Origin of the sequence: Kitasatospora sp. NPDC090308, from assembly GCF_044769485.1 — a bacterium.
GTDB lineage: Bacteria > Actinomycetota > Actinomycetes > Streptomycetales > Streptomycetaceae > Kitasatospora > Kitasatospora fiedleri.
Window position 1 is genome coordinate 161,464 of the sequence record NZ_JBIVXY010000001.1, and the last position, 12,507, is coordinate 173,970.

Here is a 12,507-nt window from a genome sequence, read left to right on the forward strand (position 1 = left end):
AATTGCAAAATTTTAGTTAAATGGGGAATCAAATCGAAAGTCCTACGTCACCAAGAGGCGTCCCGAAGCTTCCGATCATGTCCGATTCGCCCACCGGATTCCGATATGGAATAGAGGGACATGACGATCTGTTACGCCGACCCGAATCCTTCTCCACATCGCTCGGCACGGCAGGGTATTGCGATTGGATCGGCATGGCAATAGCGTTCCGCCGCCGCCAGTCATGCGCTTCCAGCTGCCTAAATCTGGCGCATCGTCATGTGATAATCCGTCAGAAAAATGGGAGCATCCCCCCCTATGTTGGCTCGGAGAGGGCGTCCCGCGCGGGCGCGCAACCGACTGAGATTTCGTGGACTGACCGTCGCCGCGACGGTCGCCGCCGCGATGTCATTGATAATTCCGATGGCCGGTGCGACGACCGTCGGCCCCTACCACTACGATGGGAAGCTGTGGGCGGCCGACCCACTGCCCGCCGTGCCGAAGGTCGCCGGGCACAATGCCACCGCCCCCGCGGACAAGGCGGACCACGGTGTGGCCGCCGGTTCGCGCGAGCTGCGCACCCACAAGGCGGCGGTCGTCAACTGGCCCAAGGCGTCCACCTCCACGGTGCCGGTCGGCTCCGCCGACCCGTCCGGCACGGTGGCGCTCACCGCCCCGACCGGACCGGCGAAGTCGAAGGCTCCGGCTGCGACCTCCCTGAAGGTCGAGACCGCGGACCGCGCCAAGGCCCAGGCCGCGAACGTGGACGGCCTGCTGGTCGGTCTCCAGCCGGTCGACGGCTCCGGCGGCAGCGTCTCGGTCGCCGTCGACTACGGCTCCATCGCCCAGGCGTACGGCGGCGGCTGGGCCTCCCGGCTGAGCCTGGTGCAGATGCCGGCCTGTGCGCTGACCACTCCGCAGTACGACTCGTGCCGCACCCGCACGCCGCTGGAGACGGTCAACGACCCGGTCACCCACAAGCTGACCGCGAACGTCCAGCTCCCCGCGCAGGAGAGCGCGCCGGCCGGCGGCGCGACCGGGATGCGACTCGACGCCGTGGCCGGCTCCGGCACGGCCGTCGCCGCGGTCTCCGACACCGGCGGCTCCCAGGGCAGCTACACCGCGACCTCGCTCTCGGCTTCCGGGAACTGGGGGTCGAGCCAGGGCGCGTTCACCTACAACTACTCGATCGGCGTGCCGCCCTCCCTCGGCGGCACCCCGCCCGCCGTGGCCCTGTCGTACAACTCGCAGTCGGTGGACGGCAAGACCTCTGCCCGCAACTCCCAGGCCTCCTGGGTCGGCGACGGCTGGGACTTCACCCCGGGCTACATCGAGCGCTCCTACCGGCCCTGCTCGTCCGACGGCATCACCGACTCCGGCGACGAGTGCTGGGCGGGCTGGAACGCCACCCTCTCGCTGGGCTCGCACTCCGGTGAACTGGTCCGTGACAGCTCGGGCGCCTACCACCTGCCGAACGACGACGGCACCAAGATCGAGGACCTGACCGGCGCTTCCAACGGCGTCTGGAACGGCGAGTACTTCAAGGTCACCACGCCCGACGGCACCCAGTACTACCTGGGCCTCAACCACGCGCCGGGCACCACCTCGGACACCGCGACCAACAGCGCCTGGGGCGTGCCGGTCTACCACCCGAACTCCGGCGACCCCTGCTACAGCGCGGGCTCCGGCAAGAACTCGCTCTGCCCGGCCAACCCCGGCTACCGGTTCAACCTCGACTTCGTGGTGGATGCCAACGGCAACGTCCAGCGCTACGACTGGGCAACCGAGACCAACTACTACAACCGCGGCTACGGGCAGGTCGCCAACTCCGGCGGCGGCGGCACGATGAGCGCGTACGTGCGCGGCGGCTACCCCACCCAGATCTCCTACGGCTACAAGCTCGCGGACGCCCGGGCCGGTCGCGAGCCCGCGGCCAAGGTGGTCTTCACCCCCACCCAGCGCTGCGTCACCTCCGACACCGTCTGCCAGTACTCCAACCTGTCCGCGACCACGGCCACCAACTGGCCGGACGTCCCTTACAACCTCAACTGCACGGCCGGAATGGCGACTTCCGGCAACGGTTCCAACGTCTGCCAGGTCGCCGCACCGACCTTCTGGTCCACCGTCCGGCTGAAGACCATCACCACCAGGGTCAGGAACGGCAGCACCTGGTCCGACATCGACTCCTACGCACTGACGCACCTGTTCTCCGACGCGGGCGGCGCGATGGACCCGGTCACCGGCAAGACCGTCGACCCGGCGGACACCGGCCAGCTGCAGTCCGTCATGTGGCTGTCCCAGATCCAGCGCACCGGCCTCGACACCTCGGCCGGCGGCAGCGGCAGCGCCCCGCTCGACCCGGTCGTCTTCAGCGGCGTCGAGATGAACAACCGCGTCGACGGCGGCCCGGCCGCGCCCCCGCTGTGGCGGCCCAGGATCTCCGCGATCCGGACCGAGACCGGCGAGTCCCTCACGGTCAAGTACCGCGACCCCGAGTGCTCCCGGACCGCCGGCGCGATGCCGGCCTCGCCGGACAGCAACACCATGGCCTGCTTCCCGGTGTACTGGAACCCGCCGGGGGTGAAGGACCCGGTGTCCGACTGGTTCCACAAGACGCTGGTCGCCGAGGTCGGCGACAACGACCTGACCACGGCCGGGTCCCCGTCCCGGGTGACCAAGTACACCTACGGCGGCGGCGCGGCCTGGCACCGCGACGACTCCGACCTGACGGACGACCAGTACCGCACCTGGAACGACTTCCGCGGCTACCGCACCGTCACCACCACCACCGGCACGGCCCCCGACCCGGTCAGCCAGAGCAGCGTGTCCTACTTCCAGGGCATGGACGGCGACTACAAGGCCGACGGCAGCAAGCGGAGCGTCAGCCTCGCCAACTCCCTGGGCGAAGCGACCACCGACAGCAACTGGCTGGCCGGCAGCAGCCAGGAGAGCACCACGTACACCCAGGCCGGCGGCACGCCCGTCACCCGGACACTGACGGCGGCACCCGCGGTGACCACCACCGCCACCCGCACGCGCGCCGCGTGGACGTCCAAGACCCCGCCGCCCACCCTCTCCACCCTGCCCGCCCTGGTGGCCCTGCGGCCGCAGAACGCCAGCAGCCGGACCCTGGAGCTGAAGGCCGACGGCAGTTGGCGCACCACCCGGGCCGACATGACCTTCGACAGCCTGGGCCGACCGAGCCAGGCCGATGACAAGGGGGACATCGCCGACCCGAGCCAGGAGGTCTGCACCAGCGTCTCGTACGCCACCGCACCGGCGTCCAACCCGATGGTGCTCAGCCTCCCCAAGGAATCGCTGACCGTCTCCGGCCCCTGTACCACGAAGGCCGGCAACAGCACGACGATCAAGCACGAACGGCTGTTCTACGACGGTGACGGCACCGTCGCCAACCCCGGAACGTTCGGCAGTGTCGGCGGCAACGGCACCACCGTGGGCCTGATCACCGCCCGTCAGGTGGCCACCTCGTACGACGCCTCCGGCAACGCGGTCTTCCGGACCAACGGGGCCGTCAGCTACGACGCCTACGGCCGGGTCACCTCCTCCCGGGACCTCGCGGGCAACACCACCACCAGCGCCTACACCCCGGCGTCGGGCACCCTCGCCACCGCCGTCTCCACCACCAATCCGGCCGGCTGGACCTCCACCAGCACCTACGCCCCGGCCCGCGGCCTGACGACCCAGGCCGTCGACGCCAACGGGAAGATCACCGACTCCACCTACGACGCGCTCGGCCGCCGCACCCAGATCTGGCTGCCCGGCCGCAACAAGGCGGACGGCAAGACCCCCGACCGGACGTTCTCGTACGCCCTCCACGGCACCGGGGACCACCCCGACCCGGCGACGGTCACCACCCGGACGCTGCGCGAGGACCAGTCGTACAGCACCTCCGTCGACATCTACGACGGCTTCCTCGGGTTGCGGCAGACCCAGAGCAGCACCGCCGACAACTCCGCGGGCCGCCTGATCGCCTCGACCCGGTACGACTCGCACGGCCAGGCGGTCTCCTCGACCGCGCCGTACGCCGACCCGAGCACCGCACCCGGCGGCACCCTGTTCGTGGAGAACGACAACACGCTGCTCTCGCAGACCGTCACCACCTACGACGGCCTGGGCCGAACCACCGCCAGTGCGCTGTTCAGCAAGGGCGCCAAGCTCTGGCAGTCCACCACCGCCTACCCGGGCGTGGACCGCACCGACAGCACCCCGCCGCCCGGCGGCAGCCCCACCACCGTCGTCACCGACGCCCGGGGCCGGACCGTCTCCAGCACCGTCCACGGCGGCATCGGCACCGGTGACTCCACCACCTCCTACACCTACGGGTTCTCGGGCCAGGTGGCATCCCTCACCGACGCCGTCGGCAACGCCTGGACCTACACGTACGACCTACTGGGCCGGCAGACCTCCCAGAGCGACCCGGACACCGGGACGTCCAGCACCACCTACGACGCGCTGGGCCGGATCGCCACCACCAAGGACGCCCGCCAGCAGACCGTCTCCTACAAGTACGACACCCTCGACCGGCTGATCGGGACCTACGACGGCCCGAGCACCACCGATGCGACCAAGCAGCTGACCGGGTACGTCTACGACACCCTGCAGAAGGGCTACCCGACCTCCAGCACCCGCTACGTCGGCGGCTCCGGCACCGGAAGCAGCGCCTACACCACCGCGGTGACCGGCTACAACGCCTCCTACCAGCCGACCGGAACCACCGTCACCGTCCCGGCCGCCGAAGGGAAACTGGCCAACACCTACACCATCGGCGCCGACTACACGCCCAACGTCGGCCTGCTCGCGCACACCACCTACAACGCGGACGGCGGCCTCTCCGCCGAGTCGGTCGGCTACGGCTACAACCTCCAAGGCGGGCTGGTCAGTTCGGGCTCCGGACGGTTCACCCACTACCTGGACACCGCCGCCTACAGCCCGCTCGGCCAGATCCTGCAGTCCACCTACGGCGACACGGGCAAGCAGTACCGCACCGCGCAGACCTACGACGACGCCACCGGCCGTCTGACCACCAACCGCGTCAGCGTGCAGACCGGCACCACGCCGCTCTCCGACACCGCCTACGGCTACGACCAGGCGGGCAACCCCACCACCATCTCCGAAGCCCAGTCCAACGGCACCGGCACCCCCGTCACCGACACCCAGTGCTTCGGCTACGACGGCTTGGACCGGCTGACCACCGCCTGGACCGACACCGCCGGCACCACGACGCCGACGGCCGGCCAACTCGCCCGGTGCAACTCCGCCACCCCCGCCCCGGCCACCCTCGGCGGCCCGGCCGCCTACTGGGAGACCTGGCAGTACAACCTGCTCGGCGACCGCACCCAGCAGGTCCAGCACGACCTGACGGGCAACACCGCCAAGGACGTCACCCAGACCAGCACCTACCCCGGCAACGGCACCGCCAAGGCCAACCAGCCCAACACGGCGACCACCGTCACCACGGCCGGCCCGACCGGCACCACCGTCCTCACCCCGCACTACGACGCGGCGGGCAACACCACGGACCGCGCCACCAGCGGGGCGTCCGTCAAGAACCAGACATTCACCTACAACGCGGAGGGCCGGACCTCCGGCATCGTCACCAAGACCGGCGCCGGCGCCGACCAGACCACCAGTTACCTGTACGACGGCAACGGCGACCTGCTGATCCAGCGCAGTCCCACAGGTGCGGTCCTCTACCTGTTCGGCGGTGCCGAACAGCTCACCCTGGACAGCGCCACCGGGTCCGTGAGCGGCCTGCGCTACTACCACAACCCCGACGGCACCACCGTCGTCCGCTCCAGCAGCGGCACCGTCACCTACCAGCCCGCCAACCACCAAGGCACCGCCCAACTCCAGGTCGACGCCGGCACCCTGGCGGTCACCCGGCGCTCCTTCGATCCGTACGGCAACCCGCGCGGCACCCAGCCCTCGGTCTGGGCCGACAACCACGGCTACCTCGGCAAACCCACCGACACCACCACCGGCCTCGACCTCCTCGGAGCCCGCCACTACGACCCCGCCATCGGCCGCTTCCTCACCGCCGACCCGATGCTCGAAGCCGGCGACCCCAACCAGATGGGCGGGTACACCTACTCCTCCGACAACCCCGTCGGCGGCAGCGACCCCACCGGCCTGTTCAACGCGGCCCAGACGGACGGCGGCGGAGCCGGCAGCCCGGACTCGCATCCGGTGAAGCACACCTCGTGCGGCGACGTCGACGCCCGGGTCTCCGACTACCTTCTGAACCAGACCACCTGCGGCGGCTCCAACAGCGGCGGCGGGGGCGGCAGCGACTGGCAGATCCCGGACGCCCAGGACTGCACCGGCCTCTCGGGCTGGCGGGCCGTCTTCTGCCACATCAACAACGCCAACTACCGCACCGGCATCACCATGGGAATGACCGGGGGCAGCGGCGGTGTCCTCACCCCGATGATGCCCGGCCCCAAGGCGGGCGGCACCCCCCACGAGGAGGCGGAGACCCCGACGAAGCCCTCGGGGAACGGGGCCATCAGGCCGAACGAGGCCGCGGCCGACGAGGCCACCATCGCGGCCGAACAGAAACTGGCCGGCCGCCAGGCCGCCAAGATCAGGGCAGAGGAGGAGGCGGCAAATTCCGACGGGGTAAGCCTGAAGAAGGAGCCTGCGGACCCCGCCGCTCCCACCACCCCGGAACCCGGACCCACCGGCGGCGGCGGCCCATCAATTTTCTTTCACAAGGACGATATCCTGAATTCGAGGGTACTGAAGGTCACGCCCAAACCGGGATACCACGACGTTTGGATCCACGGGTCTCCGAACGGGGTTTCTCCTTCCTTCCACGCGGCCGAGAGCGGAATTGGGATGACCAACCATCGAGTGCTTGCCCAGATGATCAAAAACGATCCGAACTACACCGGTGGGCCCATCAGGCTCTGCTCGTGCCAGACCGGCTCCAAGTCCGGCAGATTTGCCCAGAACTTGGCGAATAAGATGGGAGTTGATGTGCTAGCTCCGACCGGATATCTTTACGTATATCGTAACGGCCGCTTGACGATCGGCGAGGATGGAGCCCCGCTGGGCCTGCCGCCTTGGACCGGTGGCCGATGGAAGACCTTCGAACCTACCAAACCTGGAGATGAGTGATGGCCGACAACGCGCCGCCGCGGGAGGTCGGATTCTATGCTTCGGCAGCAGACGTCTCTAGTGCGTCACGTCCGACGAAACACTCCTGGGAGCCGATGGCGGTGGGCTATCTGAAGCAGGGGGCGGTCATAATGGCCTCTCCCGGCTGGGTCGACGACTTGCTAGACGATCAGGCTAAAAATATCTGCCAATATGCGACCTTGACGGACGGGTCGTGGATTTGGCCGAGCAATCTCGCATATTACGTAGAGACCTATCACGTCGCACTTCCCGCAGATTTCCTGAACCACATGGAATCTCACGGGTGGGACGCGCCCGAGGTAAGCGATGAGGAGTTGGACGCGATAGATACAGAACTGGAGAAGCGGTACGGATTCAACTCGAAAGAGCACTGAATAGAATAAATTAGGGTGACATCCGGTCGACCTGCCAGTGAGGACCGGCAGGCCGACCGGATATCTTATTATCCAAGCCAGTAATCGCATAATTTTTCAAATCGCTGTCGCACTGTGGCTCAGCGAGAAGCAGACCGCCAGGTTGAAACGGGGGCTGGGGCGTCGACGGGAACACTGCGGCGGGCCGCGGAGCCCAGTTCGCCTTCGAGGCCAAGGCGCATTGACTCACCGTCTTCCAGCTGCCCGCCCAGCGCCGGATCTCAACTCCCCTTGGAAGGAATCTCATTTGGGGATTCTGCGGAGGTAGATGAGGGCTGCGGCGAAGGCGGCGAAGTGGTCGGCTTTGCGTTCGTAGCGGCAGTGCAGTCGGTGGAAGCCGCCGAGCGGGGCGACGGCGCGCTCGATGACCCAACGGTAGCGGCCGAGACGTTGGGAGGACTGGACGCCTCGGCGGGCGATGCGGGCGGGGATTTGGCAGCGTCGCAGGTAAGAGCGGATGAACCGGTGGCCGTAGGCTTTGTCGCCGTGCAGCTTGCCGGGCTTGCGCCACCTTGGTTCGCGCCGCGAGCGGATGGGCGGGATCGCCTCGACGAGCGGGATCAGAGCCTGGCTGTCGTGGGCGTTGGCTTCGGAGATCGCAAGTGACAGGGGCAGACCGATACGTCCCGTCAGCAGGTGGATCTTCGACCCGTTCTTGCCCCGATCGACAGGATTCGGACCCGTCAGCTCCCCCTTTTCAGGGCCCTCATGTTTACCGAGTCGACCGCGCACCGCGACCAGTCCAGCGCGCCTCGCGCACCGAGTTCATCGAGGACTACGCGGTGGGGCTTGGCCCACACCCTGGCCCTGCTCCACTCGGTGATGCGGCGGTGCGCGGTCGGCCCGGAAGGGCTGAAGCAGGGCGGAAGTTGGGCCCATGTGCACCCCGAGGTGGCGACGAAGACGATCGCCGCCAGCACCTCATGGTCCCCGTAGCGGCGCCGACCACCACCCTGCGGCCGACTCGGTGCCGCCGGCACCACCAACTGAAACAGCTCCCACAGCTCGTCGGGCACCAGGCGCTCCACGATCGGGACGCAAGCAGCTTTCAAGTCCAAATGAGATGCCTTGTTAGGGGGCCACCTGGTCACTGGTCAAATGGGACATCAGCAACCTCGCAGCTGCCGGTCTCGACCAGCGGACCCGAGCCGGCACGTCCGGGCGTGCGTGGAGGGGTGCTGCGCGGCGGTCCGGTTGCCGATCGGTAACGAAACCGTCACCCGGAGCGCACCGGTTGCACACACTCGGAAGGATGACGACCCGTCCCGAAACGTCTCTGCGAGATGAGCCGAGTTGTCCCTCTCCCTCCGCCTGCGCCGGGCCTCCGCCGCGGGCGCGCTGCTGGCCGCCGCACTGTTCGCCACCGCCTGCGAGCCGACCGACCAGGTCACGCCCGCGCCCGTCGCTTCGCACAGCAGCAGCGCGCCCGCGGCCGGTTCCAGCCCCACGCCGACGCCCACGCCGACGCCGACCCCCACGCCCAGCCCCAGCCCCACCCCGAGCCCGACGCCGACGCCGACGCCGACGCCCGAGGCGAGTGTCGCGGCGACCACCGCAGCGCCGAAGGCGGCCACCCCCGCGCCCGCCACCACCAAGCCCGCCGCGGCCCGGACCACCAGCAAGCCGCCGGCGGCCGAGCCGACGCACACCCAGCAGGCGGCGGGCTGCCACCCGCTGTCCAACGCGGGCAACTGCTACAAGGCGGGCCAGTTCTGCCGGGCGTCCGACCACGGGGTGGCGGGCACCGACGCCTCCGGCCGGGTGATCGTCTGCGTGGACAAGAACGGCTGGCGCTGGGTCGCGTCCTGACCCGACCGGGCGGGCTCAGCGGCGCGGCCCGTACATGATCAGGCCGACGCCGGCCAGGCAGACCAGGGCGCCGGCCACGTCCCAGCGGGTGGGGCGGAAGCCGTCCAGGACCACGCCCCACAGCAGGGAGCCGGCCACGAAGACGCCGCCGTACGCGGCCAGCACCCGGCCGAAGTTCGCGTCCGGCTGGAGGGCCGCGGTGAAGCCGTACAGCCCGAGGGCGACCACGCCGAGCCCGGCCAGCCACCACGGGCGGGACTCGCGGACGGACTGCCAGACCAGCCAGCAGCCGCCGATCTCCAGGACGGCGGCCAGCGCGAACAGCAGGATCGAACGGGCGGCGCTCACCCCGCCACCCTAGTGCCGCGTCAGGCCGCCTTCGCCCCGTCGCGGCACTGGACGGCGCCCGCCCCGGACCCGGCAGCACCTGGTCCGGGGCGGGCGCCGTCCGGCCGGGTTCAGTGGCCGTGCTCGCCGCGGCCCGCGCGGCGGACGATCGAGTAGTGGTCGATCCGGGTGCCGTCCTCGGCCAGCGCGGTCACCTTCATCGTGCTGTTCGCGCCGGGGTGGGCCGGGGTGACGTCCACCTTGACGAAGGAGTAGCCGGTGTAGCGGACCCGCGACCAGTGCACCGTCTCGGGGACGTGCACCGCGCCCTTCTCGAAGTGGTACGTGACCACCTCGTCCTGGTGGTTCTCGTGGCCCTCGTAGCTGTCGGGGGCGTCGAAGGAGTACAGGCTGCGCCCGGCCGCGCCCGCGGTCACGTAGACCACGCCGTCCTTGGCCGGGTCGAGCGTCGCGCCGCTCGGCACCGCCTTGGCGACCTTGTTGCCGAGGATCGCGTCGGTGCGCTCGTACACGTGGTTGTGGCCGTTGACGACCAGGTCCACCCGGTACTTCTCGAACAGCGGCACCCAGGCGTCCCGGACCCCGCCCTCGGAGGCGTGCTGGTGGGTGGTGGAGAAGGCGCAGTGGTGGAAGAAGACCACCACGAAGTCGACCGTCTCGTCGGCCCGCAGCTCGCGCAGCCTGCGCTCCAGCCACTGGGTCTGCCGGCCGTTGGTGTAGCCGAAGTTGGCCGGGATCTCGTACGAGACGTCGTTGGCGTCCAGCGAGATCACGCCGACGTTGCCGTAGGTGAAGGAGTAGACGCCGGGGGCCTTGCGCGGGTCCGGGCCGTCGGTCGGCAGGGTGAAGCGGGCGTCCTCGCCGCCGTACCCGTTGTGCGAGTACCACGCCTCCATGTCGTGGTTGCCGTAGGAGACCATCCACGGGATCTTCGCGGACACCGGCTCGGTCTGCGCCAGGAAGGCGTCCCAGGTCCGGGCGTCGTACGCGGACCTGTCGCTGTCCAGGCCCTGGCCGGCCGGATCGGCGTAGCAGATGTCGCCCGCGTGCAGGTGGAACACCGGGTTCTGCGCCAGGATCACGTTGTCGTTGCCGGCCGCGTGCGCGGAGACGCCCTGGTCGCCGAAGGCGGTGAAGGTGAACGGCTCGAACGGGCGGCCCCGGCGGCCGGTGCGGGACGGCGCGGTGGTGAAGGTCTTCAGGGTGGAGATCGCCTGGTGCGAGGCCGGGTCGAAGCCCTCGTGGCCGACGCCGTAGTAGTAGGTGGTGCCCGGCTGGAGGTGGTCCAGCTCCACGTGCAGGTAGTACTGGTCGACCGGGGTGCCGTCGTCGACCAGCGCCGGGGTGTGCAGCGCGCGCACCTCGGCCTCGATCTTGTGGCTCAGCTCCCAGGGGTGGCGGCCGAAGCGCAGGAACGGCTTGCGCACCGCCGCCGGCACCTGCCAGGACACCCGCATCTGGGTGCCGGCGTCGGCGCCGAACTGCAGGTGGCGGCCGACCGGCGCGACCAGCGAACCGTCCACCCCGCCGGTCGCGGAGCCGGACGTCACGGACGGGTCGGCGAACGCCGTACCGGAGCCCAGCGCCCCGCCGACGGCCAGCGCGCCGGCCGTGACCGCGCCGGAGCGCAGCAGGGTGCGGCGGGAGAGCTTGCTGCGCAGGTACTCGTGCTGCTCCGCCATGCTCATGCGTGCGGCGAGCTCGGCGGGCACGCCCATGTGGGGGATATCCATGCGCGGGAGACTGTCAGTGGCCGGTGGCCGCCGCCCGGACGGTCGGTGAACGAGCGTCAACAGGCCGGTCTGGTACGGCACATGATCCGACCATGCGCGGGTAAAGCCGGTGGTGCGACCGCTCCCCGCCGCCCGCTCGCCGTGTCCGGTCCCTACAACCGCTCCCCGCATCCGGTCCCTGAGAGCAGTCCAGCAGTCCCTATGAGCGATCCCTACAGCCGCTCCCCCGGCACCGCCAGGTACGCCCCGCGCAGCCGCGCCACCCCCGCGGTGTCGAAGGCCCGCCCGTCCACCGCCGCCACCGGGCGCACCCCGACCGCCGCGTTGGTCGCGAACACCGCGTCCACGCCCGCCAGTTCCGGCCCGACCCGCTCCTCGGCGCCGCCGCACGCCCCGCGCAGCAGCGCCATCGCCGTCCCGGCCAGGTACGCGCCGCGCGGCCAGAGCACCTCGCCGCCGCGCAGGAAGCCGACGTTCCAGGTGCCGCCCTCGGTGACGCCGCCGTCCCGGTCCACGAACAGCGCGTCGTCGAACCCGGCCTGCTGGGCCAGTCGGCGCTGGCGCAGCGCCCCGAACAGCGCCACGCTCTTCACCTCCGGCAGTTCCCGCTCGAAGCGGGCCGTCCGTACCCGGATCGGCCCCGGCGCCCCGCTGCCCGCCGGACGGGCCGTCACCAGCACCCGCGGCTCGGCCTTCCCGCCGATGCTGCCCAGGTCGATCGCCGGGTCGAACACCGTCACCCGCACCGCCACCGCCCCCGCCGCGGGCACCGCCCGCCGGGCGAACCCCCGCACCCGCTCCCGGTCCGGCCGCACCCCGAACAGCGCCGCGCAGTCCCGCTCCAGCCGCTCCAGGTGCAGGTCGAGGCCGCGCACCCGGCCGTCCTCCACCAGCATCGTGGTGAAGTGCCCGTAGTTCGTCAGCGCCAGCACCTGCAACTGCGCCGCCGTCACCGGCCGCCCGTCCAACTCCGCCACCGCGGCTCCTGCGTTCACGCCCCCATTCTCGGTGATCGGCGGGCCGTCCCCGAAACCCCGGTGCGTCCGGGGGCCGGGCCCGGCTAG

General features: G+C 70.2%; 7 protein-coding genes. 3 read left to right on the plus strand and 4 right to left on the minus strand.

The window, feature by feature from the left end; genetic code table 11:
* Nucleotides 1–402 precede the first annotated feature (402 nt).
* Both ACIQVD_RS00730 and ACIQVD_RS00735 read left to right on the plus strand, forming a co-directional pair.
* The gene (locus tag ACIQVD_RS00730) at nt 403–7,119 is read left to right on the plus strand and encodes an RHS repeat domain-containing protein (RefSeq protein WP_402285069.1); all 6,717 of its coding nucleotides are present in this window, start codon (nt 403–405) and stop codon (nt 7,117–7,119) included.
* Complete coding sequence (locus ACIQVD_RS00735; protein WP_402285071.1) at nt 7,119–7,514, plus strand: hypothetical protein; 396 nt, start codon at nt 7,119–7,121, stop codon at nt 7,512–7,514. Before ACIQVD_RS00730 ends, ACIQVD_RS00735 begins: the two co-directional genes overlap by 1 nt.
* A 282-nt stretch (nt 7,515–7,796) precedes the next feature.
* Here the strand turns inward: ACIQVD_RS00735 and ACIQVD_RS00740 are convergent.
* Nucleotides 7,797–8,584 (minus strand): IS5 family transposase gene (locus ACIQVD_RS00740; RefSeq protein ID WP_402285823.1). Its coding sequence is split into 2 segments (ribosomal slippage): nt 7,797–8,249 and nt 8,252–8,584, totalling 786 coding nucleotides; the frame shifts between segments, so codons are not numbered across the junction.
* 262 nt (nt 8,585–8,846) lie between these two features.
* On the opposite strand from ACIQVD_RS00740, the gene ACIQVD_RS00745 reads away from it, so the two are divergent.
* On the plus strand, nt 8,847–9,362 hold the full coding sequence (locus ACIQVD_RS00745) for a hypothetical protein (RefSeq protein WP_402285073.1): 516 nt from the start codon (nt 8,847–8,849) through the stop codon (nt 9,360–9,362).
* A 15-nt stretch (nt 9,363–9,377) separates the two neighbouring features.
* Here the strand turns inward: ACIQVD_RS00745 and ACIQVD_RS00750 are convergent, their stop codons facing one another.
* The 3 genes from ACIQVD_RS00750 to ACIQVD_RS00760 all read right to left on the minus strand — a co-directional run bounded on the left by ACIQVD_RS00750 (nt 9,378) and on the right by ACIQVD_RS00760 (nt 12,420).
* A complete protein-coding gene (locus tag ACIQVD_RS00750) occupies nt 9,378–9,710 on the minus strand; it encodes a YnfA family protein (RefSeq protein WP_400688749.1) in 333 nt (110 codons plus the stop codon).
* A 110-nt stretch (nt 9,711–9,820) separates the two neighbouring features.
* Nucleotides 9,821–11,443: a purple acid phosphatase family protein gene (locus ACIQVD_RS00755; RefSeq protein ID WP_402285075.1), complete on the minus strand. Its 1,623-nt coding sequence runs from the start codon at nt 11,441–11,443 to the stop codon at nt 9,821–9,823.
* Nucleotides 11,444–11,655: 212 nt separating this feature from the next.
* Entirely contained in the window at nt 11,656–12,420 is a 765-nt protein-coding gene (locus ACIQVD_RS00760; RefSeq protein WP_402285825.1) for an aminotransferase class IV, read from the minus strand.
* Between the last annotated feature and the right edge of the window lie 87 nt (nt 12,421–12,507).